The sequence below is a fragment of the Thermotoga sp. genome (assembly GCF_021162145.1).
Taxonomy (GTDB): domain Bacteria; phylum Thermotogota; class Thermotogae; order Thermotogales; family Thermotogaceae; genus Thermotoga.
Genome location: NZ_JAGGZH010000085.1, coordinates 1 through 24,376, shown reverse-complemented (window position 1 = coordinate 24,376; position 24,376 = coordinate 1). Strand labels below are relative to the sequence as shown.

32 protein-coding genes are annotated in these 24,376 nt (G+C 46.7%); 21 read left to right on the top strand and 11 right to left on the bottom strand.

The window, feature by feature from the left end; all coding sequences use genetic code 11:
* From nrdR to murB, 8 genes are all read right to left on the bottom strand, one after another.
* On the bottom strand, positions 1-459 hold a 459-nt coding region (gene nrdR, locus J7K79_RS05575; RefSeq protein WP_296906065.1), incomplete at its 3' end, for a transcriptional regulator NrdR.
* On the bottom strand, positions 456-1,340 hold the full coding sequence (whiA, locus tag J7K79_RS05570) for a DNA-binding protein WhiA (protein WP_296906062.1): 885 nt from the start codon (positions 1,338-1,340) through the stop codon (positions 456-458). The genes whiA and nrdR, both read right to left, overlap by 4 nt.
* The gene (locus tag J7K79_RS05565) at positions 1,337-2,281 is read right to left on the bottom strand and encodes a YvcK family protein (RefSeq protein WP_296906058.1); all 945 of its coding nucleotides are present in this window, start codon (positions 2,279-2,281) and stop codon (positions 1,337-1,339) included. The genes whiA and J7K79_RS05565 overlap by 4 nt, the downstream gene beginning before the upstream one ends.
* A gap of 2 nt (positions 2,282-2,283) precedes the next feature.
* Positions 2,284-3,129 (bottom strand): RNase adapter RapZ, encoded by an 846-nt coding sequence (gene rapZ, locus J7K79_RS05560; RefSeq protein WP_296906055.1) that lies wholly within the window; start codon positions 3,127-3,129, stop codon positions 2,284-2,286.
* Positions 3,126-3,392 carry a cell division protein ZapA gene (gene zapA / locus J7K79_RS05555; RefSeq protein WP_296906053.1) on the bottom strand — a complete coding sequence of 89 codons (267 nt, stop codon included), beginning with the start codon at positions 3,390-3,392 and terminating at the stop codon, positions 3,126-3,128. Before zapA ends, rapZ begins: the two co-directional genes overlap by 4 nt.
* Positions 3,370-3,636, bottom strand: coding sequence for a hypothetical protein (locus J7K79_RS05550; protein WP_296906051.1), 267 nt, complete (start codon positions 3,634-3,636; stop codon positions 3,370-3,372). The genes zapA and J7K79_RS05550 overlap by 23 nt, the downstream gene beginning before the upstream one ends.
* A 19-nt stretch (positions 3,637-3,655) precedes the next feature.
* Positions 3,656-4,231: a YigZ family protein gene (locus J7K79_RS05545; RefSeq protein ID WP_296906048.1), complete on the bottom strand. Its 576-nt coding sequence runs from the start codon at positions 4,229-4,231 to the stop codon at positions 3,656-3,658.
* Positions 4,210-5,115, bottom strand: coding sequence for a UDP-N-acetylmuramate dehydrogenase (gene murB, locus J7K79_RS05540; protein WP_296906044.1), 906 nt, complete (start codon positions 5,113-5,115; stop codon positions 4,210-4,212). The genes J7K79_RS05545 and murB overlap by 22 nt, the downstream gene beginning before the upstream one ends.
* 47 nt (positions 5,116-5,162) lie before the next feature.
* Here murB and rlmN point away from each other — a divergent pair, with 47 nt between their 5' ends.
* From rlmN to rpe, 4 genes are read left to right on the top strand one after another with little or no spacing between them, the layout of a single operon-like run.
* Positions 5,163-6,194: a 23S rRNA (adenine(2503)-C(2))-methyltransferase RlmN gene (rlmN, locus tag J7K79_RS05535; RefSeq protein ID WP_296906041.1), complete on the top strand. Its 1,032-nt coding sequence runs from the start codon at positions 5,163-5,165 to the stop codon at positions 6,192-6,194.
* Complete coding sequence (locus J7K79_RS05530) at positions 6,152-6,805, top strand: PASTA domain-containing protein (RefSeq protein WP_296906039.1); 654 nt, start codon at positions 6,152-6,154, stop codon at positions 6,803-6,805. Before rlmN ends, J7K79_RS05530 begins: the two co-directional genes overlap by 43 nt.
* A gap of 2 nt (positions 6,806-6,807) precedes the next feature.
* The gene (gene rsgA, locus J7K79_RS05525) at positions 6,808-7,689 is read left to right on the top strand and encodes a ribosome small subunit-dependent GTPase A (RefSeq protein ID WP_296906036.1); all 882 of its coding nucleotides are present in this window, start codon (positions 6,808-6,810) and stop codon (positions 7,687-7,689) included.
* Positions 7,689-8,351 (top strand): ribulose-phosphate 3-epimerase, encoded by a 663-nt coding sequence (rpe, locus tag J7K79_RS05520; protein ID WP_296906070.1) that lies wholly within the window; start codon positions 7,689-7,691, stop codon positions 8,349-8,351. The genes rsgA and rpe overlap by 1 nt, the downstream gene beginning before the upstream one ends.
* Here the strand turns inward: rpe and mutS are convergent.
* Both mutS and J7K79_RS05510 read right to left on the bottom strand, forming a co-directional pair.
* Entirely contained in the window at positions 8,320-10,707 is a 2,388-nt protein-coding gene (mutS, locus tag J7K79_RS05515; protein ID WP_296906034.1) for a DNA mismatch repair protein MutS, read from the bottom strand. The two genes, rpe and mutS, sit on opposite strands and share 32 nt — an antisense overlap.
* Positions 10,704-11,138, bottom strand: a complete 435-nt coding sequence (locus J7K79_RS05510; protein WP_296906032.1) for a GNAT family N-acetyltransferase — start codon at positions 11,136-11,138, stop codon at positions 10,704-10,706. Before J7K79_RS05510 ends, mutS begins: the two co-directional genes overlap by 4 nt.
* A 66-nt stretch (positions 11,139-11,204) precedes the next feature.
* Between J7K79_RS05510 and J7K79_RS05505 the strand changes: the two genes are divergently transcribed.
* The 3 genes from J7K79_RS05505 to J7K79_RS05495 are packed head-to-tail and all read left to right on the top strand — an operon-like array spanning position 11,205 to position 14,394.
* Positions 11,205-12,386: a hypothetical protein gene (locus tag J7K79_RS05505; RefSeq protein WP_296906030.1), complete on the top strand. Its 1,182-nt coding sequence runs from the start codon at positions 11,205-11,207 to the stop codon at positions 12,384-12,386.
* A gap of 3 nt (positions 12,387-12,389) precedes the next feature.
* Positions 12,390-13,256 carry a DMT family transporter gene (locus tag J7K79_RS05500; RefSeq protein ID WP_296906028.1) on the top strand — a complete coding sequence of 289 codons (867 nt, stop codon included), beginning with the start codon at positions 12,390-12,392 and terminating at the stop codon, positions 13,254-13,256.
* Positions 13,234-14,394 (top strand): amidohydrolase, encoded by a 1,161-nt coding sequence (locus tag J7K79_RS05495; protein ID WP_296906026.1) that lies wholly within the window; start codon positions 13,234-13,236, stop codon positions 14,392-14,394. Before J7K79_RS05500 ends, J7K79_RS05495 begins: the two co-directional genes overlap by 23 nt.
* Before the next feature lie 6 nt (positions 14,395-14,400).
* On the opposite strand, the gene fabG is transcribed toward J7K79_RS05495, so the two are convergent.
* Positions 14,401-15,141, bottom strand: coding sequence for a 3-oxoacyl-[acyl-carrier-protein] reductase (gene fabG, locus J7K79_RS05490; protein WP_296906023.1), 741 nt, complete (start codon positions 15,139-15,141; stop codon positions 14,401-14,403).
* A 260-nt stretch (positions 15,142-15,401) separates the two neighbouring features.
* On the opposite strand from fabG, the gene J7K79_RS05485 reads away from it, so the two are divergent.
* From J7K79_RS05485 to J7K79_RS05420, 14 genes are all read left to right on the top strand, one after another.
* On the top strand, positions 15,402-15,752 hold the full coding sequence (locus tag J7K79_RS05485; RefSeq protein ID WP_366932592.1) for a metallophosphoesterase: 351 nt from the start codon (positions 15,402-15,404) through the stop codon (positions 15,750-15,752).
* Positions 15,753-15,844: 92 nt separating this feature from the next.
* Complete coding sequence (locus J7K79_RS05480; RefSeq protein ID WP_296906020.1) at positions 15,845-15,979, top strand: hypothetical protein; 135 nt, start codon at positions 15,845-15,847, stop codon at positions 15,977-15,979.
* A 155-nt stretch (positions 15,980-16,134) separates the two neighbouring features.
* Entirely contained in the window at positions 16,135-16,266 is a 132-nt protein-coding gene (locus J7K79_RS05475; protein ID WP_296906017.1) for a hypothetical protein, read from the top strand.
* Complete coding sequence (locus tag J7K79_RS05470) at positions 16,263-16,409, top strand: V-type ATP synthase subunit D (RefSeq protein ID WP_296906014.1); 147 nt, start codon at positions 16,263-16,265, stop codon at positions 16,407-16,409. Before J7K79_RS05475 ends, J7K79_RS05470 begins: the two co-directional genes overlap by 4 nt.
* Entirely contained in the window at positions 16,396-17,511 is a 1,116-nt protein-coding gene (locus J7K79_RS05465) for an alanyl-tRNA editing protein (RefSeq protein WP_296906013.1), read from the top strand. The genes J7K79_RS05470 and J7K79_RS05465 overlap by 14 nt, the downstream gene beginning before the upstream one ends.
* Positions 17,502-18,296 carry a DUF2520 domain-containing protein gene (locus J7K79_RS05460; RefSeq protein ID WP_296906009.1) on the top strand — a complete coding sequence of 265 codons (795 nt, stop codon included), beginning with the start codon at positions 17,502-17,504 and terminating at the stop codon, positions 18,294-18,296. Before J7K79_RS05465 ends, J7K79_RS05460 begins: the two co-directional genes overlap by 10 nt.
* Positions 18,262-19,056, top strand: a complete 795-nt coding sequence (panB, locus tag J7K79_RS05455; protein WP_296906006.1) for a 3-methyl-2-oxobutanoate hydroxymethyltransferase — start codon at positions 18,262-18,264, stop codon at positions 19,054-19,056. Before J7K79_RS05460 ends, panB begins: the two co-directional genes overlap by 35 nt.
* A 14-nt stretch (positions 19,057-19,070) precedes the next feature.
* Positions 19,071-20,279 (top strand): S-layer homology domain-containing protein, encoded by a 1,209-nt coding sequence (locus tag J7K79_RS05450; RefSeq protein WP_296906003.1) that lies wholly within the window; start codon positions 19,071-19,073, stop codon positions 20,277-20,279.
* Positions 20,280-20,374: 95 nt separating this feature from the next.
* Complete coding sequence (ruvB, locus tag J7K79_RS05445; protein ID WP_296906000.1) at positions 20,375-21,379, top strand: Holliday junction branch migration DNA helicase RuvB; 1,005 nt, start codon at positions 20,375-20,377, stop codon at positions 21,377-21,379.
* Between the two features lie 11 nt (positions 21,380-21,390).
* Complete coding sequence (locus tag J7K79_RS05440) at positions 21,391-22,080, top strand: YggS family pyridoxal phosphate-dependent enzyme (RefSeq protein ID WP_296905998.1); 690 nt, start codon at positions 21,391-21,393, stop codon at positions 22,078-22,080.
* Entirely contained in the window at positions 22,081-22,377 is a 297-nt protein-coding gene (locus tag J7K79_RS05435; protein ID WP_296905996.1) for a YggT family protein, read from the top strand.
* Positions 22,374-23,150: an NAD(+) kinase gene (locus J7K79_RS05430; RefSeq protein ID WP_296905993.1), complete on the top strand. Its 777-nt coding sequence runs from the start codon at positions 22,374-22,376 to the stop codon at positions 23,148-23,150. Before J7K79_RS05435 ends, J7K79_RS05430 begins: the two co-directional genes overlap by 4 nt.
* Positions 23,147-23,854 carry a phosphate signaling complex protein PhoU gene (phoU, locus tag J7K79_RS05425; protein WP_296905990.1) on the top strand — a complete coding sequence of 236 codons (708 nt, stop codon included), beginning with the start codon at positions 23,147-23,149 and terminating at the stop codon, positions 23,852-23,854. Before J7K79_RS05430 ends, phoU begins: the two co-directional genes overlap by 4 nt.
* On the top strand, positions 23,838-24,376 hold a 539-nt coding region (locus J7K79_RS05420; protein ID WP_296905987.1), incomplete at its 3' end, for an LptF/LptG family permease. The genes phoU and J7K79_RS05420, both read left to right, overlap by 17 nt.

The following is a 24,376-nucleotide window of genomic DNA, read 5'->3' as shown; positions in this document are numbered from 1 at the left end:
GCCCTCCTTTTCCCTTTTGAGCTCCCTCACGATTTCCAGAAACTGATCAACCTCGCGGAAATCACGATAAACGGATGCGAACCTCACGTATGCAACCTGGTCTAGCTTCTTCAGTTCTTCCATAACGAGTTCTCCAATCTTTTTCGTCTCCACCTCAAAGAGCCCTTCTTCCCTGAGTTTCAAACAGATTCTGTTCACCGCCTCCTCTATTTGATCATAGGTGACCGGTCTCTTTTCACAGGCTTTGATCATACCATTTTTTATCTTGTTTCTGTCGAATTTCTCCCTTCTACCGTCCTTTTTTATGACAAGAACGGGAGCCTCTTCATACCTTTCGTAGGTGGTGAATCTCCTGCCGCACGAGGTACACTCTCTTCTTCTCCTGATGGCGGCACCATCCAGAGTTGGCCTCGAGTCCAGAACCTTTGTGTCCATAGAACCACAAAACGGGCATCTCATTTTACATCACCGAACCTTTCGGCTATTTTAATAATTCTTTTCAACTTGGAGTATAACTGAGATTTCGTAAGATTCAACCTCTTTCCAAGTTCTCTTAGAGACAATTCCTTGTTCATCAGACGAGCCAGAGCTACTCTTCTCAAATCCTCTGGCAATTTGTCGAGTCCTATTTCCTTCTGTATCATCTCTATCGCCCTCACCTGTCTTGCAGTGCTTTCGGCAGTTCTAACGGCGTTCGCTTCTATGAAGTTCACCGTCCTGTTCACGTCACTGATCACCTTTCTTTCTGTCACTATTCGTTCTATCTCTTTCAGTTTCTCTTGAACACCTATGGCTTCAAGGAAGGTTATTATGTCTCTTATAGATTTTATATACAATTTTCTCGTATTTGGAAGTTCCACTATACCAGAATTTACGTTGAAAAAGTGTTTCAAAGCCCTCTTCGTGGACACGAGAACATCCTCTTCGAATAGATTGATTTCCAGATGATAATGGTACTTTGGATCCGTCATGGAACCCCCTCCGAGGAACAAACCCCTTAGAAATGATACGAAGAGTGCGACATCGAAAAACGGATCCAGCTGCATGAAGCTCTCCGAGTAATCGGTCACGATCTTTATGAACCTCTTCTTTATGTTATGGGACCTCTCCACGACTATCTCCACAGCGGGTGCGGATATGTACTTCATTAAGTTCAAAAGCCGCCTCGAGGCGGCAAAGGAGTGGAGTGAAAAGATGAGTTGCTTCCTTTTGACGTCAAAATCGCCCCTTGCCTTTATGAAGCCAAGAAGTTCTGATCTGACCTCATCACGACTTCCAAAAGGTATCCTAACGAGCTCCTCTTTTACCTCCTCAGAGAAAGTGCGCTTCAGAGAGATCACCACCTCGAGATCCTTTCTATAACGTGTGCGAGTTTTAGAGGATCATGTCGCACCTTTTTCTTGCCATCTAGCGGATCTACGATCTCCATCAGAAGTGGCTCAGCGATGATCGTGTTCTGTGTGTTCTCCACATCTATCTCCACAAAATCGCTTCCTTCCCTTCTGTACCTTTCGAGTACCTCCGGGGATGGCCTGCGCGTGTTCACCACTACGAAATCCACAGTTCCTTCAAGATATCTTTCAAGTTCTCCCACATGATCGGAAACCCTGTAACCAGTTGTCTCGCCGGGTTGCGTCATGAGATTACATATGTAAACCTTCCTGGCCTTCGATCTCTTTATCGCTCCTCTCACACCTTTAACCAGGATGTTAGTTACGATGCTCGTGTAGAGACTGCCCGGTCCAAACACGATCATCTCCGCTTCACCTATTGCCTCTGTCACCTCCGGCAATGCTCCTATGGGTCTGTCGAGCCATACTTTTACTATCTTTCCATTCTTCCTGACTATATTCGTTTCACCTGTTACCTCTTCTCCGTCCTCAAACTTCGCCACGAGTCTTGCGTGATCCTCGCTCACGGGGAGCACCCTTCCTTTTATAGCCAGCACCTTCTCCAGGGTCCTTATGGCTTCAGAAAAACTTCCTTCGATCTTGGTGAGTGCTGCTATGATAAGGTTCCCAAGACTGTGTCCCCTCAGAGATCCTTCCATGAAACGGTAATTCATGAGCTTTGCTAGAAGATCTTCGTCTTCAGCGAGTGCCACGATATTGTTCCTTACATCTCCGGGAGGAGGCACGTTCAATTCTTTCCTGAGCCTTCCTGAACTTCCCCCTTCGTCCGTTACAGAAACAACAGCAGTTATTTCGAAAGAGGGCAAATGCTTCAAGCCTTTTAGGAGGGTGGAAAGCCCCGTTCCTCCACCTATTGCGACTACCTTCATCCTCACACCTTCTCCAGATCTCTGTGTCTTTCAACGACCGAAAATCCCTCTTTCTTCAGCATCTCGGCGAGTTTATGGACAACATACACAGATCTGTGCCGCCCGCCAGTACACCCGATCCCCACCGTCACAATTCTCCTACCCGACTTTTGATACTCCTTCACCGCCGCTCTCAACACCTCGAAGATCTTACTCACGAATTCATCCACAAGAGAATATTTTTTGAAGTACTCTTCCACTTCTCTGTCGAGCCCCGTTTTGAGGGAAAGCTCGGGTACGTAGTGAGGATTGGGAAGAAAACGAACATCGAATATAAAATCTGCATCCATCGGTATCCCATGTTTGAATCCAAAACTCAATATTCTGAGAGAAATTCCCCCAGATTGGTTCATGAGTGAATGTCCTAAAATCTCTCTCAATTGATGGGGGGGCATCTTCGTCGTGTCTATCACAAAATCAGCCATTTCTTTTATCGACAACAGAATTTGTTTCTCCTTTTCAATGGCTTCTTCAAGCCCAACATCGCCTTTCTGAAGAGGATGTCTTCTTCGAGTCAGTGCGTACCTTCTCAGAAGTTCTTCTTTTGAAGCTTCCAAGAAAACGATCAGGGCGTTGGTCTTCTCCTTTATCCTCCCTATCACTTCAACAGGATCGCTGAAATGTTCGCTTCGCACATCCACCGCTATTGCCATTTTCTCAAGATCCGAGCTTATAAAGAGCTTCAAGAGTTCCTCCAGTATGCTCCCTGGCACGTTGTCCACACAAAAATATCCAAGATCCTCCAGAAATCCCATGGCAGTTGTTTTCCCCGCACCGGAGAGCCCCGTTACCACCACTACCCGCTTCAAGGTGCATCTTCACCGTCCTTCAAAGTTTGGGAGATCTTCTTTTTGAACCCTTTGATCTTTTCCATCATCTTCATGTTCTCCAGAACCGTATTTGCCAGCATGGCAAAGAGGATGTAATCCATCCCCACCTCGTCTACGTATTCCTCATACCGCTTGAAATCCTTCTCTATCCTTTCTATGGTCTTTCTGACTATCTCCGTATCTTCGTCCGTAACCAGATTGTAAACACGCTTTCCGAGCCTAATGCTCACTTTCTTCTTCATCTTGCACCATCTCCTGATCGGCCGCAAAAGAAAGGAACCTTTGGATCTTTTCCACCAGAGTGTTCAGGGAACGCTTGTGGTATTCTAAAGTCTTTTCCAGTTGCTCCTTCTCTTTTTCAAGAGAAAGAATTCTCTCGTTGAGCTGTTTTATCTTGCTCCAGAGTTCTCTGTTCTCCTTTTTGAGTTTCCTGTAATCTTCTATCATCGTGTCGAGCACTCTTTCCAGATCTTCGATCTCCTTCATCACATTCCCCCCTTCGTGACTATATTAACACATCCCGAACCGTTTTTGGCTCCAGCTCTTCGGGCACCTCGGCACCATGAAGCAAAAACCTTGCCCCCGTTTCTGTGTAAGTCATCTCCACAAGCTCCAATCCTCTCGTTTCGATAATCCTGAACACATTGCTCAATTCAGGGTAGGTGACCTCAACCTCAAACTCTTTCATGAGAGTGAGTGCCCTTGTCTTTGCTCCTTTCACTGCAAGTTTTGCGGCTGTCGAATAGGCTTCTATGAGACCTCTGACACCCAGTTTCACTCCCCCAAAATACCTTGTAACAACAATGGAGGCATTCACCAGATTGTACTTTCTCAGAACGCCAAGAATTGGCCTTCCAGCCGTTCCACTGGGTTCTCCATCATCCGAGCAGTGCTCCAAAATCCCTTCTGTTGAGAAAATCCTGTACGCCCAGCAGTTGTGTGTAGCGTCTCTCTTCGATATCTCCTTCAACTTTTTGCGAAAATCCTTTTCATTTTTCACAGGAAAGACCGTGGCGTAGAATTCCGATCTTTTCACGTTGATTCTCTCGCTGTGAGGATTCACAACCGTTCTCCATTCCACCAGATCTCTACCTCCGTTTCCAGATCTACTCCATATTTCCCTTTCACCCTTTTTCTCACGAAATCTATAAGCTGGATCACGTCTTTGAAAGTTGCGCTCCCGACATTCACGATGAAACCCGCATGCTTTTTCGACACCTGTGCTCCTCCGATCCTGTACCCTTTCAATCCCAGAGACTCGATTGCTCTTCCTACATAAAAATCGCTTCTGGGACGCTTGAAGACACTACCGGCACTCGGAAGATCAATTGGTTGCTTCTCCAGGCGCCTCTTTAAAAAGTCATCCATCCTCTTTTTTATGAGCTCTTTCCTACCTCTTCTGAAGCGCATTGCAACGCGTGTGATGATCATCTTTTCTCTCTTGAAAACACTGTCCCTGTATCCGAAAGACAGCTCGTTTTTCGAAAGCCAGCACCTTTTTCCTTCCTTCAAAACTTCAACTGCTTCGACGAATTCTCCAATCTCCCCTCCGTACGCTCCTGCGTTCATGTACACGGCTCCACCGATGCTTCCGGGAATACCGTACGCGAACTCAAGCCCTTCGAGTTCCGCCTCCATCAACATTAGACAGAGTCTCTTCAACGGAGTTCCACTCTCAACAACAACCCTCTCCCCTTCGATCTTTATTTGGCTGAGCCTTTCCGTCTTCAAAACGACAAACTCAAGATCTTCGTCCTGAATCAGAAGATTCGTTCCGAGTCCCATAATTTGAAATGGAATGTTTCTACTCAGAAGTTCAACAGCATTTTCCAAAGACACGATATCGTTTGGGAGAACAAGGTACCTGACCCTCCCACCTATCTTTATACTGGTATGACAGGAAAGCCTTTCGAACATCCTCACATCGCAGCCTGTTTTGTAGAGATCAGCGAAGAGCTTGTCCAATTTACAATCCCTCCTTATAGTATAATTTCAAACTGGGAGGTGTTGACTTGAAAAACTTACTCGATCTTTCTTACGATGAACTGGTCAGTGAAGTCACGAATCTTGGCCTGGAGCGCTACAGAGCAGATCAAATCCTAGACTGGGTGTTCGACAAAAAAGTGAACAACTTCGACGAAATGACGAACCTTTCTAAGCAACATCGCGCTCTGCTGAAGGAGCACTTTACCATTCCTTTTTTGAAACTCCTGGGAAAGAGAGTTTCCAAGATAGATGGTACCACCAAATTTTTGTGGGAACTCGAAGACGGTAACACAATAGAGTCCGTGATGATCTTCCACCCGGGCAGAATAACGGCGTGTATCTCCACGCAAGTAGGTTGCCCCGTCAAATGTGTGTTCTGTGCCACAGGTATGAGTGGCTTTGTGCGGAATCTCACGGTGGGGGAGATCGTTTCACAGATTCTGTCTATGGAGAAAGAAGAAGGGAAGAAAATAGGAAACGTTGTCTACATGGGAATGGGAGAACCACTTCTCAACTACGAGAACACGATGAAGAGCATAAGGATACTCAACCACAGGAAAATGGGGAACATAGGAATCAGGAGGATCACGATTTCAACCGTGGGGATTCCAGAGAAGATCGTCCAGCTGGCCGATGAAGGACTCGATGTAAAACTCGCCCTTTCTCTTCACGCCCCGACGAACTTCAAGAGAGACCAGCTCGTTCCACTGAACAGAAAGTATTCTATAGAAGAGATTTTGAACGCCATTAAGGTGTACCAGATGAAGACAGGAAGACGTGTGACGATAGAGTACGTATTGATAAGGGGTGTGAACGACGAGATCAGCGACGCGAAGAAACTCGCCGAAATCCTCAGGAATCTGAAGGTGTTTGTCAATTTGATCCCAGTGAACCCGACCGCAGAAGGTCTGTCAAAGCCTTCTAGACAGCGTCTTATGATGTTCAAAAGAATTTTGCTCGAAAACGGTATAGAGACCGAGATCAGACGGGAAAAAGGTAGCGACATCGAGGCCGCATGTGGTCAGCTGAGGTTGAAAAGAAAAGTCTCATCGTCATGAAAGTGTTCCTCGGGATAATGGCAGGTGTCATTGCGGGAGGTTTGTTTTTTCTCCTCACAATTAAATTGTATCAAAATCAATTCGTGACGGTTCCTGACGTTACAGGACTTTCGGGAACGGAAGCTTGTGAGAAATTGAAAGAATCCGGCTTGGTATGTAACAAAGTTTCCTCTGAAACCGTGGTTGGTTCGTATCCTCAAAGTGGTTCGAAAGTCAAAAAAGGAAGAGTCATAAACCTGTACTACGAAAATCCAGCAAAGAACATTATACCCCGTTTCGTGGGTATAAAACTCTCGGTGGCAGAAGAGATACTGAAAAAACTGGGCTGGAATTACGAGATCGTTCGATTTCCCTTCGGTGAGGAAAAAGACAGAGTGCTCGCTACCTATCCGGAAGAGGGAAAACTGTACAACGGGAAGATGACTCTTCTTGTGGATACAGGAGAAAAGGATGAGTATTTTGTTGTGGAAAACTACGTAGGGAAAGATCTATCCGATGTAGAAGACAGCGGCCGCGTTTTCTTTGTTGGAAAGGGAGAGAGGGTGGTATCACAATATCCACCACCTGGATCTATTGCAACAGAAGTCATATTGATCCTTGGGGAGGAGTGAACTTGAGAAGAAGGGGCACCGTGGTGAGTTTTCATTCGAACATGGTCACAGTTGAGGATGAAGAAACGGGGAAAAGAATACTCTGCAAGTTGAGAGGGAAGTTTCGTCTGCACAACCTAAAGATTTACGTCGGAGACAGAGTGGAATACACGCCAGACGGTACGGGATCCGGAGTCATAGAGAACGTCCTCCACAGGAAAAATTTGCTCGTGAAACCACACGTTGCAAACGTGGATCAGGCCGTCCTGGTCGTTACTGTGAAGATGCCAGAAACTCCCACGTACATTATCGACAAGTTCCTAGTGCTCACTGAGAAGAATGAACTTGAAACGGTCCTGGTCATAAATAAGATGGACATATACGAAGGGAAAGATCTCGAAAAGGTGAAAGAACTAGAACGCATTTACTCGAAGTTGTACCCGATCGTGAAAACCAGTGCGAAAACGGGAATGGGTATTGAGGAACTCAAGGAATACTTGAAGGGAAAAATCAGCACGATGGCAGGATTGTCGGGTGTTGGAAAAAGCAGTCTTCTTAACGCAATAAATCCTGGCCTGAAGCTTCGAGTAAGTGAAGTTTCTCAAAAGCTCTGGAGGGGAAGACACACCACTACCGCTGCCCAACTTCTGAGATTCGACTTTGGAGGCTATGTGGTTGACACCCCCGGCTTTGCGAACCTCGAGATAAGCGATATAGAACCGGAAAAGTTGAAGTACTACTTCAAGGAATTCGATGGAAAGGTGTGTTTCTTTTCCGATTGCAACCACATAGACGAACCAGAGTGTGGCGTGAAAGAAGCCGTGAAAAACGGAGATATCGCTGAAAGTCGCTACGAAAATTACATGAAGATGTTCCACGAACTTCTGGGAAGGGGGAAGAAGTGATGGTAAAGATTGCCGCTTCCATTCTTGCGTGTGATCTTGCAAGGATCGCCGACGAAGTGAGAAGGGTGGAAGAACACATAGATATGGTTCACTTCGATGTTATGGATGGACACTTCGTCCCGAATATTTCGTTTGGACTACCCGTGCTCAGAGCTTTGAGAAAAGAAACGAAGCTACCGATAAACGTTCACCTGATGATCACCAATCCGGAGGACTACATAGACCGTTTTGTAGAAGAAGGAGCAGACATGGTAGCGGTTCATTACGAGACAACACCGCATCTCCACAGAGTAGTACACCGGATAAAGGACCTCGGTGCAAAAGCATTCATCGCAATCAATCCACACACGCCAGTCTCCCTTCTGTCGGAGATCATCACAGATGTGGATGGTGTGCTTGTGATGAGCGTCAACCCGGGTTTCTCCGGTCAAAGGTTCATTGCAAGAAGTCTGGAAAAGATAAGGAGTCTGAAGAAGATGGTGAGGGATCTGGGGCTCGAGACGGAGATCATGGTCGACGGTGGTGTCAACGAGGAAAACGCTTCCATTTTGATAAAGAACGGCGCAACAATCCTCGTCATGGGATACGGTATCTTCAAAAACGAAAATTACGTGGAGCTGGTGAAATCTGTCAAAAAGGAAAAAGAGGAATTTGCTGACTGAATCTCTTGGGTTTCCCATTCTTTTTCACGTTTTTCGCTTTAAAGTTCCTTTCCATTATTTCAAAGGCTCTCTTTATAACGTTTTCCGGAATACCTGCAATCCTTGCCACCTCTATTCCGTAACTCCTGTCTGCGACTCCGTCTACGACTCTGTGGGTGAATATCACGTTGTCCCCTTCTTCTTTCACGAGTATTGTCTTGTTTTGAACCTGGGGGAAAAAGCTTTCAAGATCCGTCAGTTCGATAAAGTGCGTGGCGAAGAGGACTTTGCACTCTCTGGAAATGAGTTCTTCGGATATCGCCCACGCGATGCTGATTCCATCCTGTGTGCTGGTTCCTCTTCCTACTTCGTCTAAAAGCACCAGGCTCTTTTTTGTGGCCTTCAGAAGGATGAGTGCCATTTCGTTCATCTCGACGAGGAACGTGCTCCGGCCACCGGCAAGATCGTCTCTTGCCCCCATCCTCGTGAATATCCTGTCGAACACGGGAAGAACCGCCTTTCTTGCTGGAACGAAAGATCCAATTTGTGCCATGAGAGAAATGAGCCCCACCTGCCTTATGAAGGTGGATTTTCCACTCATGTTTGGCCCGGTTATCACCGTGAACCTCTTTTTCTCGTCCATGTAAAGATCGTTTTCTACAAAATCCTGTGTGAACCTCTCGACGATGGGATGTCTTCCACCGATTATCTCCATTTTTTCTTCGGAAAAGGTTGGTCTCGTGTAGTTGTAAAGGATCGCATCGTAGGCCAGTGTGGAAAGCACATCTATTCGGGCAAGCTCTTCCGAAATATCAAGAAGGATCTCCTTGTGTTTTTTCACCTCTTCGCACACCTTCCTGAAAAGTTCCTTTTCGAGTTCCTCTATTCTTTCTCTTGCGGCCATTATCTTTGTCTCGAATTCCTTCAACTCAGGGGTGATGAATCTCTCAGAGTTCACAAGTGTCTGCTTCCTTTCGTAATCATCGGGTACCTTGTCCAAGTTTGCCTTTGTCACCTCGATGTAATAGCCGAAGACCTGGTTGTATCCAACTTTCAGTTTCTGTATTCCTGTTTTCTCTCTTTCTCTTTCCTCAAATTCTTTCAACTTTTCTTCCGCGTGCTCGAGAAGATCCCTGTACTCGTCCAGCTCCGGAGAAAATCCCTTTTTTATCACCCTTCCCTCACCCGGACTACCCACAGGATCGTCCTCAACTGCTCTGTTCAAGAGCTCGAAAAGGGTACTTGGAAAACTGAGTTTTCCAAGGAAATCAAAATTCGATAGTTCTTCGTTTAATTCCGGTACGATACTCAGAGTCTCCCTCAGTGCCACCAAATCCCTTGGGACAGCCCGGTTGTACTCTACCCTTGAGATGATCCTCTCAACGTCTCGCACTCTGGAAAGGAGCTTTCTGATCCTTTCCAGTTTCAACCTGTCTTCTTTCAGTTTTTCAACGGCATTGAGCCTCTCTTCTATCTGCTGTCTATCGGTCAGTGGATGAAGGATCCATTTCTTCAAAAGCCTTGCACCCATGGGGGTCTCTGTGTGGTTCAGAACATCGAAGAGATTCTTTCCCCTTTCTCCAGGAATGAGGGAGAGATTCTCTACCGTGGCAGAATCCAGTATCATGAAAGTCTTTCTGGAAATGGTGACCGGTGGTTTCAAGTTTAACTTTTCCGTGATCATTGTGTACTTGATGTACTTTATCAGAGCCGAAAGCGATTTCATGGCAGGCGAAGATAGTTCGAAGTGATGTATGTCCTCTATTCCATAGACCCTTTTCACCTCTTCTTCGGGATCGGAGAAGTACCATTCGTCGATCACCTCAATGTATATACCGGGAAGCTTTTCTTTCACCTCAGGCTCGAGATCTTCCGGGCAGACGATCTCAGATACAGAGTAAGCTTTCATCAGGTCGAACACTTCCTGTTCGTCGGTATTCTCATAGATCAACACTTCTCCGGTGGAAACATCGCAGAAGACGGCACAGTATTTTCCATCCTCTTTGATGATGACAACCATGTAGTTGTTCGTCTCGCTGAGAAACTCGTCTTCCACGATGGCTCCAGGAGTCACAACACGCGTGACTTCTCTTCTGATGAGCTTCTTGGATTTGGAAGGTTCTTCCATCTGATCACAAATGGCGACTTTGTAGCCAGCCTCGACCAGCTTTTTCAAGTAGGTATTCAGCGCATGGTACGGTATGCCCGCCATGGGGGCATCTTGCCTCTTCGTGAGAACGATGTTCAAAACCTTCGAGACGGTCTTTGCGTCTTCGAAGAACGCTTCGTAAAAATCGCCCAAACGAAACAGAAGGATGGAATCTTTATACTGTTCTTTTATCTTCAAGTACTGTTCCATAAGGGGAGTCATTTTCATCGTCCCACCACCTTTTCCATTCTCACATGCGGGATGTTTGCTTCGTAGAATATCTCTCCCCTTGCTTTGTATCCAAGTTTTTCGTAAAATCCCTTCACCTGGATCTGAGCGTTCAACACGAGCCTTTTTGCTCTTCTCGATACGAGTTCTCTTTCTACTTCTTCCATGAGAAACCTGCCGTAACCCTTTCCACGCTCTTCCTTGAGAATTGCAACACGCTCTATCTTGAAAATCCCTTCGCCGATTCTTCTGATTCTGGAGACGCCCACGTACCTTCCACCCACTTCTAGGAGGGCGTGCAAGCTCTCCGGGTCTTTTCCATCCAGTTCATCTTCCTCTGCGACTTTCTGCTCTTCTATGAAAACTTTCCTTCTGATCTCCAGAGCCTTCTTCATGAGATCATCGTCGGCTTCGAAGAAGATCACGCGCACTCCCAATCACCTCTCAGGATATTTTAACTCCAGGTGGTAGAATTTTCAGGAAGGGGGATGAAAGGCATGCGTGTTTTTCTGCTTCTTTTGGCCACATCTGGTGTTGCTCTTTCTTCTCCACTTCTCCTTCTCTTCCAGGACCAAGCGGTCCTCATGAACGACGTATCCGTAGACGGTACCAGAACGTTTTCCATACCTCAAGGTTGGGATGTAATGGACGTTCTTGGAGCAAGTTCCTGGTACACGACTCCGGAAAAAAAGACCTACTGGGAGGACATCGTGAAGGGCAAAGCAGTGGAGATAGTGGACGAAGTACCGGAAAGCTGCGAGCTTGTCAGCCTCTCACCGCTTGTGCTGAAAAAAGGTTCAAAGTATTACCTCTACAACACCACGCTCGGGAAGTGGCTGGCGTTCGTGTATCGAGAACCCGAAAAAGCAGAAAAAAAACTCGTGGTGGAAGGGCAGGGGGAGATAACGATTCTTCTTCATTCCGATGGAAGCTGGAGAGCAGAGTACTATCTCCACGATAACCTTTTGATGGGAAATGTGTTTCTTTCTATTTCTGGCGTGAAAAATGCAGAGGTTTTCCTTGTGTCCAGTCCCCTCGAAGAAAACGTAGAAAAAGTTTTCTCCATCAGCAGAGCCCTTGAAGCCTCTCAGGAGCTCCCACCCGAGAGCTTTGAAGCAGAAGAAGTGAAAGTCTATCACCTGGGAGAGGTAGAAAATCTCGATAGATCACCAACCGTTGAGTTTATAAGAGTCACTCTTTCCAAGGTCAACGAGTACTACCTGTACGAGCTCAACGTAAACGAGAAGAGTTTCGACTACCAGATGACAACTTTCACGAAAGAGTTCAAAGCACCTGTAGATCTTCCAAAAGGTTTTGTTAACATCTTCTCGAAGATCTCAGGAGTGTACCTGATCGTTGGAAGAACGAGCATCGATGATACTCCAAAAGACACCAATCTGAAGCTTCCGGTTACATCTTCTTGGGACGTGCGTGTCAAAGGAGATCTGCTAGAAGAAAAAAAGTACAAAGATTTCTACGAGCGAAGCTGGAGAATAATCGTTCAAAATCTGAACGAAGAAAAGGCAAAGGTGAAAATAATTGTCCGTGGGAGAGGATTGAAAATCACAAGTAGCTCCCTCGAAGGATACAAAGCTTTTTCCGACCATGTTGTCTTTGAAACGACAGTTCCCGCATCCTCGGAAAGGGAATTCGAGTTCACTGTGAGGAGCAGGTGGTGAGGTTTGTTGAAGGCCCTGTTTAGCTTGCTTTTCGTTACATTCATCTGGGGTGCCACATTTCCCCTTCAAAAGATAGCGCTGGTGGGAGTCTCTCCCACCTTTTATATCGCCATTAGATTCATTATCGCATCTGCACTTTCCTATCTTCTGTTTGGAAAGGGAAGCTTCAGGTACGGAGTGATTTTAGGAGCTGTCCTCGGCGTGGCGTACACCACGCAGACGTGGGGGCTCACGCTCACTACGTCCACAAAGAGTGGTTTCATAACATCACTCTACATAGTGTTCGTTCCGATTTTTGCTTACTTCATAGAAAAGGAAGTCCCCACACTCTCTCAGATCGTTTCGTTTTTCGTCGGCTCGATGGGACTCTACATGATCTCCGGGAGAATCGATGAACTCAACTTGGGGGATCTTCTGACGGTTTTCTGTGCAGTGGGCTTTGCTCTCCATGTGGTGTTGATAACACGGTTCTCGAAACGAGTTGATGAAAAAGACCTTCTCTTTCCCCAGTTCCTTGTGGTCGCGATTTTCAATTTGATTCTGAGTCTGTTTTTCAGGAACTGGAGATTCAACTTTTTTGCGTTTGGGAGTGCTCTTTTTACAGCCGCGTTTGCCACAATGCTTGCCATTTACCTTCAGGCAAAATACCAGAAGGTGCTCGGAAATAACATATCGGCCCTCGTTTTTCTTGGTGAGCCCGTTTTCGCAGCAATCCTTTCCTATCTTGTCCTGAAGGAGACCCTGTCCCCAAGGCAACTGACTGGATCGTTCTTTCTTTTGGCTTCCATTTTACTTTCCAGTCTCGAACGTGTTAGAATAGTTCGTAGTACGAACCAACGAGGGAGGGATGAACGTGAAGGTACTTTTTAAAAATGCAACGATCTTCCCCATCTCTTCAAAACCTTTCAAAGGGGACGTTCTGGTTTCAGACGGAAAAATAGAGAAGGTAGGAGAAAACATCCAGGATCCCAACGCTGAAATCGTTGACCTGACCGGGAAATTCCTTTTTCCTGGATTCATAGACGCCCACTCTCATATCGGCCTCTTTGAGGAGGGAGTCGGTTACTATTACAACGACGGAAACGAGGCAACGGATCCTGTTACACCACATGTGAAAGCGCTAGACGGATTTAATCCACAGGATCCAGCGGTTGAACGGGCTCTGTCGGGTGGTGTTACCACCGTGATGATTGTTCCCGGCAGTGCCAATCCGATAGGGGGACAAGGAAGTGTTGTGAAGTTCAGATCCATCGTTGTAGAAGAGTGTGTGGTGAAAGACCCCGCGGGTTTGAAAATGGCTTTTGGTGAGAACCCCAAAAGGGTCTACGGCGAGAAAAAGAAAACTCCCTCGACGAGAATGGGAACTGCTGGTGTGATCAGAGATTACTTCATAAAAGTGAGAAACTACATGAAAAAGAAAGAACTCGCAGAGAAGGAAGGAAAAGAATTCATCGAAACAGATTTGAAGATGGAAATAGGTGAAATGGTCTTGAATAGGAAAATTCCAGCTCGAATGCACGCCCACCGTGCAGACGATATTCTCACTGCCATCAGAATAGCCGAGGAATTCGGATTCAACCTCGTGATAGAGCACGGAACGGAAGCTTACAAGATCTCCAGAATTCTTGCAGAAAAGAACGTACCTGTCGTTGTAGGTCCTCTTCTCACATTCAGAACAAAACTGGAATTGAAAGATCTAACGATGGAAGTCGTAGCGAAACTTCTGAAAGACGGTGTTCTCATCGCCTTGATGTGCGACCACCCAGTGATTCCCCTCGAGTTCACCACTGTCCAAGCTGCTGCAGCGATGAGATACGGTGCAAAAGAAGAGGATCTCTTAAAGATCCTGACGGTAAATCCCGCTAAGATCCTTGGTCTGGAAGACAGAGTGGGCACCATCGAAGCCGGAAAAGACGCGGACCTCGTGGTGTGGAATGGCCATCCGTTCGACATGAAGTCCAGGGTAGAAAGGGTTTTCATAGAGGGAACGGAGGTCTTCAGAAGATGAGGGGCCTCAGATCACGAGGCCCCCATCCACTCCTATCACCTGTCCTGTGATGTAGCTCGACTCGTCGGATGCAAGAAACAGGTACACCTGAGCTACCTCTTCGGGTTTTCCAAATCTACCGAGGGGTATCCTGGAGAGGGCCGCTTCTCTTGCTTTCTCAGAGAGCTTTTCGGTCATTGGTGTCTCTATAAAACCAGGCGCTACGGCGTTCACCCTGATGTTCCTTCCCGCAAGCTCCTTTGCCCATGTCTTCGTCATCCCGATGATACCCGCTTTGGTCGCGGCATAATTGGTTTGACCGGGATTTCCATATAACCCAACAACGGAAGAGGTGTTTATGATCGAGCCACTTCTCTGTCTGATCATGTACGGAACTACTGCCTGTGTCACGTTGAAAACACCCTTTAGATTCACATTTATCACTGCATCCCAATCTTCCTCCTTCATTCTCACGAGGAGTGCGTCTCTTGTTATTCCCGCGTTGTTCACCAGGACATCGATACGACCATACTTCTGGGCGATCCTCTCCATGACCTCTTTTACCTGTTCTCTGTTCGTCACATTAAGCACGTAGGATTCAACCTTCCCTGGAAGACCTTTTGCTTCCTCTACAAGGGTACTGAGATTAGTTTCAGACACATCGCATGCGGCCACAATTGCTCCTTCCTGAGCAAAAAGAAGGGAAGCGGCCTTTCCTATCCCACTCGCAGCTCCCGTGATCACACACACCTTTCCTTCAAGCCTCATGGATACACCTCCTTCAGGTCTTTTTAGAATTGTACCATGCACATCGACTTAAAGGAGTGTTAACAACCGAAAGTCTCAGTCGAAACACCATGGATCATGTGAAGGAGTATTATCTATCCGTATGTGAGGAGGGCGAGAGATGCGATCGTTTCTCGTGGGAGTTGCGTTCACGCTGATTGGCCTTTCGGTTTTAAAGGTTCTAGACACCTACATGGTTATTGTTAACGTCCAGCGCATAGAAAAAGAGAAATTAACAAACGATTTTTACTTTCGTTGTATTCGGCGACAACAAAAACTCCATCTCCACCTTTTCCAAACCGATAAGTGCAGTAGACGAAGAACCTGATGTTTCCTTTGCGATCAACACAGGTGATATGGTTTTTGATGGTTCTGTGTTCAAATGGGGATTGTATTTGAAGCAACTTAAGAAATTCAAAGTGCCCGTGCTCCACGTTCCGGGAAACCATGATCCAGCGGACAACCTGGGAAATTATTTGAAAATCTTTGGACCCCTCCACTACTCTTTCCATGCAGGGAATTCTTACTTCACAGTGCTGAACAGTGTGAACGAAGAACGTGTTGATTCATATCAATTGGCATGGCTGAAATGAGAACTTGAAAGATCCAGATCTTACAAGTACAGATTCGTCCTCATGCACGCCCGATATACGACCCCAGAGTAAAAAGGCAACCGGGGCACTCCATGAAAGACCTGAGGGATGCACTTACTCTCTTAGGCATTCTGAAGAAGTACGATGGTGTACCGTACATTATCTCAGGAGGAGCAGGAGTGGAGCTCTTCGATATCATCCTGAGCACTATTTTTATCACTTCATAAAGTCCACATCTCACCAGAGGGTGTAAGATATGAAGTAATAAAGCTTACTTCTGATTCCAATGTAGTTGATCAGGATATCTCGCGCTTTTTGGATTTGCACATACTCCTTCGTGCTTCGAAATTACTGGATAGTACTCTTTGGTACAGGTCTTTTCATGTTGAGCGCTGTCATCGTTTCCGGCAAAGAACAGGAAATAGCAGGTTTCCTGATGAGAAGAAGAGCCATCAGATCTGTGGTGAAGATCTGGAAATCCCTTGGAGGAAAACTCGGAAGGGGTAAGATATGAGTGGAGTACAGCGCGGAAGTCAGAGAGAGATAAAATATATCCAGGATACTCTCGAAGAACTGAAGCGAGAAGAATTCCTCAGGCTCAAACGCTTGAAAGAGAGAGTAACACGCTGGGGGAGGACCCTTCGTGAAACGCATTAAGATAGAAGAAGTTGTGAAAAATGGAAAGCAAATGATAGCGATCGCAAGGGAGAGCCCTTTTTATCCGGATGGGAAAGGAGGCCAACTTGGAGACAGAGGAAAGATCGGCCCCGCAAAGGTATTGAAAGTGAAAGAAAAAAACGGCTACATCCTCCACTATCTGGATTCCCATCTTGAACCGGGCGAATACGAGTATGAGATAGACCTTTCCAGACGAAAGGACATCGCCTGTCAGCACACCGCTCAACACATTCTCTCGGCATCCTTCTTGAAGGTAGCAGATTTAGAGACTGTAAGCTTCCACATGGGAGAAAAAATATCCACGATAGATCTGAACGCTCCTTTCATTCTGGATGAAGTTCTGGAAGAAGTGGAAAACCTGGCGAATGAAGTGGTGAGAAGTTGCAAAAAGGTGGAAATATTGGAGGTGGACCTGGAGAAAGCAAAAAACATGAACCTCAGGAAGATTCCTGAGGTGAAAGAAAAAATAAGAGTGGTAAAAATAGACGAATTCGACATCACAGCGTGTGGGGGATTCCATGTTGAAAACACCGGCGAAGTGGGACTTATAAAAATTATCGACACGGAGAAGGTCAAAAAGACGTTCACCAGAATTCATTTCGTTGCGGGAGAGCGTGCTCTGAGGGACTACGGAAACAAAGACAGACTGTTGAAATCTCTGACCAGAATTCTTACCACGTCTTCTCAGGAGCTAGAAAGAAGGGTAAAAAACCTGCTGGAGAGTGTGAAGGAGAAGAATTCGAAACTCGAAAGGTTAGCAGAACTTCACGCTTCACTCTTATCCAGAAATATGGTCCCGGAGAAGATCGGTCGTTTTGAAGTGTACGATTTTAGTGGCCCAGAAGAAGTTGGAAAGTATCTACCGAAATTTCTGGCAGACAGGCAAAACGTGGTCATTGTGCTGGTGTATCCCGATCGAGTCGAAATCGTCTCAAACTGGGTTGATTGCAGAAAGATTTTCGAGAAATTGAAGAAAGAACCAGGTATCAAAGGTGGGGCAGGTCAAAGAAGGGCCGTAATATCGGCAAGTTCTCCTTCAAAAGTTGTGGAGAAAATCAAGGGGATACTGAGATGGTTCTGAATTTCGTGGGCACGGGAAACCTCACAAGGTTCTTTTTGGAGTGTTTGAAGGATCGGTATGAATTGGGATACATCCTGTCTCGTAACATAGAAAGATCCATCAATATCACCGAAATCTACGGAGGAAAACCCGCCACACTGGAGAATCACCCTCTGTTGTGTGGAGTGGTTTTTATCATCGTTCCAGATAGATACATAGAAAGTGTGGCAAAGATTCTAAAAGTGAAAGATGGCGTTCTTGTGCACTGCTCTGGGTTTCTCGCCTCGGATGTCCTGAGAAGAGAAAAAAGAGCTTCACTTCATCCTAACTTTTCCTTTTCCAACCTCGAAAAAGCACTGAAGATGAAGGATCAAATTGTGTTCGGTATCGAAGGCGATGAAGAGGGGATTCATGTCGCTGTGGAAATCGCAAAGGCAATATCGGGAAAATACATCGTGATCCCACCGGAAAAGAAAAAAGCCTACCATCTCGCTGCCGTTGTCGCCTCGAACTTTCCTGTGGCACTCGCTTACCTTTCGAAGAGGATATACTCTTCCATGGGAGTGGAAGATCCAGACCACCTCATCTCCACTCTGATGCAGGGTGTTGTAGAAAGCATAGGAGAGATGAGTGTGGAGAGAGCACTAACAGGCCCTGTTCGGCGCGGCGACTGGGAAGTGGTGAGGGTCGAAAGAGAAGTGTTCAAAAAGATCTTCGGAAGCGCTCTCATCTACGATGAAATCGTTGAAGTGCTGAAGGAGGTGACAAAGGGTGAACGTGCAAAAGATAAAGAAGATGAAAGGTAAAGAAAAGATCGTGATGGTCACAGCATACGACGCTCCCAGTGCCAGAATAGCTCAGGACGCGGGGATAGACATCATACTCGTTGGGGATTCCCTGGGAAACAACATTCTTGGGTATGAAAATACCATTCCTGTGACGATGGAGGAGATGCTCATACATGTGGCAGCAGTCAGGAGAGGAGCACCGAAAGCCTTCGTGATCGCGGACATGCCGTTTCTTTCCTATCAAACTTCCCTGGAGAAAGCCATAGAAAATGCTGGAAAATTCTTGAAGGTAGGCGCAAACGCTGTTAAGATAGAGGGCGGGGAAGAGTTCGGTGAAGTTGTTCAGAAGCTGGTAGAATCGGGTATTCCCGTGATGGGTCACATCGGACTCACGCCGCAGTTCGTGAACCGCTTTGGAGGTTACAGAGTCCAAGGAAAGACGGAAAAGAGTAGAGAGTACCTTCTGAAAAGTGCCAGAGAACTGGAAAAAAGGGGAGCATTTGCCATTGTTCTAGAACTAGTTGTCGAAGATGTTGCGAAAGAGATCACAGAAAGTGTCTCCATTCCAACAATTGGGATTGGCTCCGGTCGTTTTTGCGATGGCCAGGTTCTTGTGTGGCACGACCTTTTGGGATTGAACCCGGATTTCGCACCGCGCTTCTCAAAAAAATACGCGAACCTGTACGAAACGATCCTGAAAGCCCTTCAGGAATTCAAAAAAGAAGTAAAAGAGGGCATTTTTCCATCCGAAGAACACGTGTTCACAGATAAATCTTAGGGAGGTGTATGCTCATGAGAAAGTTCCTAGCATTGATCCTGGTACTGAGCGCCCTTGTCGGTATTTCTCAGCAGTTCAAGGACGTTCCCGTGAACCACTGGGCCTACGAGGCAGTAACGGAGATGGCAAAACTCGGTGTGCTCACTGGAATGCCGGACGGTACGTTTCAGGGGAATTCCTACCTCACAAGATATCAGGCTGCAGTTGCGTTCTCCAGGCTCTACAAAATCCTGAAACAACCGTCCGCTGAGATTTCGGGTCTCATCAACAAGGTCAGCACACTCGAGGATCTTGTGAGTACCGCTTTGATGAAGGCTCAGAATCTTTCTGAAAACTTCGGGGGAATTACATCTGATCTTGAAACCCTTAAAAACGATGTAGCGAACCTGAAATCCACCCTTGTGGACCTCAAGAATCTTAGAATGGAGGTCATGAGTCAGGTCCAGAGTCAAACAGACGCTATCCAGAACCTCGATTCCAGGGTAAGCGATGTTCTCTCGAGGGTCTCCGCCCTTGAATCCAGAGGGTACGCAAGCAAAGACTACGTAGACTCCAAGGTGGCCCAGACCGTGTCAAGACTGAGCAGCCTGGAACAGAAAGTCGCAGCATTTGAAACAAAATCCGAAAATCTCGAAGCACTTCTGAAGAACACGGAGACCTCTCTCAAAGATTATGTAGAAAAGACGTTGAAATCTTACATGGAAACCTTCGATCAGAAACTCTCAGAAATTGCCGCTTCCATTGACGAGAAAAACACCGCCCTGTCTGGAGAGATAGGCAACCTCAAGGTCCTCGTTTCCAAACTCCAGGACGACCTTGAAACCCAGCAAAAGACAGCAAGAGCTCTTGACGCACGCGTGAGCGTTCTCGAAGGACAGGTCACGACGGTCAACAATCGTGTGGAGAACCTGGAAAAGAGAGTTTCTCAGGTTGAATCCTCCGTTGGTAAGATCAGTTCCCTCGAGAGAAGCTTAGGAGCGGTTACCGCAAGGGTCACCAAAGTCGAAGAAGAAGTACAGAGCCTCAGTCAAAGCAATACAGAGCTTTCTCAAAAAGTTGACGAGATTGTCTCCTCCAAACCCTGGATGGACGATGTGAACAGCGTGAGTGCCACTCTCAGCAAAAAGATCTCGGATGTTCAGACTATGGCCCTCGCGGGGGTTGCCATAGGGATAGTGGGTGTGATCATCGGATTCGTTGCTATGGGAAGCGGAGCGCAATAAACACCCACAACACGAACAAGGGGGGGGCGAAAGCCCCCTTCTTTTTTGGAATGGTATAATTTTTCAAGAAAAGGAATAGTCGAAGAGGTGAAACGGTGAGCGATTTCCTCTCCCCGGAAAGGACGGTTTATGACTCGGGTGTTCAGTTTTTGAGGCCCAAAAGTTTGAACGAGTTCATTGGGCAAGAGAAGGTCAAGAGAAAGCTCTCCCTCGCACTGGAAGCCGCAAAGATAAGGGGGGAGATACTCGACCATGTACTCCTTGCGGGGCCTCCTGGACTTGGAAAGACAACCCTTGCACACATAATAGCGAGCGAGATGCAAACAAACATACACGTAACGAGTGGCCCCGTTCTGGCGAAACAGGGGGACATGGCTGCCATCCTTACGAGTCTGGAGAGAGGTGATGTCTTGTTCATAGACGAAATACACAGGCTGAACAAAGCCGTGGAAGAGGTACTCTACTCTGCAATAGAAGACTTCCAGATAGATATAATGATCGGTAAAGGACCAAGCGCGAAGTCCATAAGAATAGACATACAACCCTTCACCCTTGTTGGGGCTACAACACGGAGTGGCCTTCTGAGTTCTCCCCTCAGGAGCAGATTCGGCATGATCTTGGAGCTCGATTTCTACACAACAGAGGAACTGAAGGAAATCGTGAAACGGGCTGCCAGACTGATGGATGTTGAGATCGAAGACAGAGCGGCGGAGATGATAGCAAAGAGATCCCGTGGCACACCTCGAATCGCCATAAGACTCACGAAAAGGGTAAGGGACATGCTCACCATAGAGAAAGCCGATAGGATCTCCGAGAAGATCGTTCTTAAAACCATGGAAGTGCTCAACATAGACGAAGAAGGGCTGGACGAGTTCGACAGAAAGATCCTGAAGACGATCATAGAGGTGTACAAAGGCGGTCCAGTGGGTTTGAACGCGCTCGCAGCCTCCCTGGGTGTGGAAACGGACACCCTCAGTGAGGTGTACGAACCGTACCTTCTTCAAACCGGATTTATCGCGAGGACCCCCCGGGGAAGGCTCGCAACGAGAAAAGCTTATGAACACCTCAAATACGAATTCCCAGAGGGTCGTCTTTTCTGAGGTGATACCAGATGAGGTTGAAAGAAAACCTGGAAGGCGTCATAGAAAGGATAAAAAACGCTGCCCTTCGATCAGGCAGAGATTTTTCAGAGGTGAAACTCGTCGTTGCCTCGAAATACGCCAGCATCCAGGAAATGGAAGAGCTCTTTCTTCTTGGGGTACGAAATTTTGGTGAAAACAGGGCGCAGGATCTTATTAAAAAAAGCGAGTACTTCAAAGGAAAATCCATTGTCTGGCATTTCATAGGGAGAATCCAGACGAACAAGGTGAAATACATAGTGCCGAGGAGTGAACTCATACACTCCGTCTGGAGAGTGGAAGAACTCGAGGAGATTGAGAAGAGGGCAACAAAGCTTGGCAAGATCCAAAAGATTCTGATCGAGGTAAACGTCTTTGGTGAGAAATCGAAAGCTGGTCTGTCTTTCGAGAATGTCGAAGAGTTCTTGAAGATCTGCCATAGGTTCGACCACATAGAAGTTTACGGATTCATGACAATGGCACCGTACGTTGAGAACCCCGAAGAGGTGAGGTGGGGGTTCAGAGAGCTCAGAAGGTTGAAGGATAAACTATCAAAGAGATTCAGCGGGAACATAAAATTGAAGGAGCTCTCTATGGGAATGAGTAACGATTTTGAGATCGCAATAGAAGAAGGTGCAACTATGGTCAGAATAGGAAGTGCCATATTCGAAGGGGGGAAATGAATGTTCGTGATAGCGAATCTGCTGAAGGCGATTGCAGTGACCCTCAGGAGTTTTATATACATAGAAATCGTTTCGATCGTGATCTCGGTGATCTTCAGTTGGGTCATGCCGTACCACTACCACCCCGTGAGGAGGTTTTTCGACGCCCTTTCCTCTCTTGTTCTGAACCCCATAAGACGGTTTCTACCTCCCATAGGATCAGTGGACATCTCGCCCATGATAGCGATATTCGTCCTTCTTTTCCTGGATGAATTCCTCGTTGAAACTCTTTTCGATCTGGCGGTGAGACTCTCGTGAAGATAGCGATCCTCTACAGAGAAGAGAAAGAGAAGGAAGGAGCACTGCTGAGGGAAAAACTCTCGAGAGAACACGAAGTCGTGGGCTTCCGAGAAGCAAGTGTGGCAAACGTTACTGAAGCCGATTTGATAGTGGTGGTCGGTGGAGATGGTACGATGCTCAGGGCAGCAAAGAAAGCCGCCGATGGGACTCCTCTGGTGGGGTTCAAGGCGGGAAGACTTGGCTTTCTCACGTCTTACACCTTCGAAGAGGTGGATCAGTTCTTAGAGGATCTGAAAAGGGGAAACTTTCGGGAAGAATTGAGATGGTTCATTCGTGTGGAGAGTGATCTTGGTTCACACCTTGCACTGAACGATGCCACTCTAGAAAGAGACCTGAGCGGAAAGATGGTGGAAATAGAGGTGAATGTCGAACACCACTCTTCTATGTGGTTCTTCGCCGATGGAGTGGTTGTGGCTTCTCCAACTGGTTCCACAGCGTACTCACTCTCCATCGGTGGGCCGATAATATTCCCCGAATGTGAAGTGTTAGAGATTTCTCCCATTGCACCCCAGTTCTTTCTGACCAGGAGTGTGGTGATACCTTCCAGTTTCAAAGTCACCGTTGAATGTCAGAGGGAGATCAATTTGCTGATCGATGGAACGATGGTGGGTAAGACCAAGAGGATGATCGTTCAGAAGGCTGAAAAGTACGTCAGAATCCTTCGGCCAACTAGATACGATTATGTGACGGTTGTAAGAGACAAGCTGGGTTATGGGAGGCGCGTCGAGTGAACAGGTTGTTGAGTGACAGAGTTGAGGAGTTCAAAAAGGGTGTTTTGAAAGCAGGATGGTTCATAGAGAAGATGTTTCGCAACTCAATATCTGCACTCATTGAAAGAAACGAGTCGCTCGCAAAAGAGGTGATCGCTGACGAAGAAGTCGTCGACCAGATGGAAGTGGAAATCCAGGAGAAGGCCATGGAAATCCTGGGGCTTTTTTCTCCCATTGGAAAGCATCTCTTAACCGTCACCGCTGGCATAAAGGTAGCAGAACTCATAGAAAACATCGCCGACAAATGCCATGACATAGCCAAAAACGTTCTCGAACTCATGGAAGAACCTCCTCTGAAGCCACTGGAAGACATACCTGCCATGGCGAGTCAAACCTCGGAAATGTTGAAATTCTCACTGAGAATGTTCGCCGATGTGAACGTGGAAAAATCCTTTGAAGTCTGCAGGATGGATTCTAAAGTGGACGATCTGTATGAGAAGGTCAGAGAAGAACTGCTTCTCTACATGATGGAATCCCCAAAGTACGTGAAAAGAGCCCTCCTTTTGCTTGAGATAGCCGGTCACATAGAGATCATAGCAGATTACGCTACGAACATCGTGGAGGTCTCCGTCTACATGGTCCAGGGAGAACCGTACAAGTGCTATCACGACGAACTCCTTCTTTTCAAAAAGTCCGGAGGGGTGCTGTTTGAAAATATTGATTAAGTATCTTCTGAGGCTATCTGTGATACCTTTCCTGATCGGACTGGGTGGTTTCATCATCTTCGTCAGCATTGAGATTCTCTATCAGCTCTCCGATTTGATAGTAAAGCACAGAGTTGGAATTGAAAAACTCTTTCTTCTCCTCTATTACTACCTACCCTACTTCATCGCAATGGGTGTACCTGTGGGCGTGCTGCTTTCCATCTTTTGGACCTTCTCAAAGCTCTCCGAAGACAGGGAACTCATGGCCATCCAGGTCCATGGTGTCTCCCAAAAGAACCTGATCGTTCCCTTTCTTCTACTGAGCATCTTTTTATCGGTGGGAGTCTTTTTTCTCAATGACCAGGTAGTCCCCATATACCAGTCCAAGGCCGAGGAAGCCATGTCGAGGTACGTTCTCAGAAAACCAGAAGTCTTTGTTGTGGAAAATGTGATCTCGAAGATTGGAGAAGACCAGTACTTCTACGTTGAAAAGTACGACGAGAAGACAAACACCCTCTGGAACGTTGTGATCTTCAAGTATGG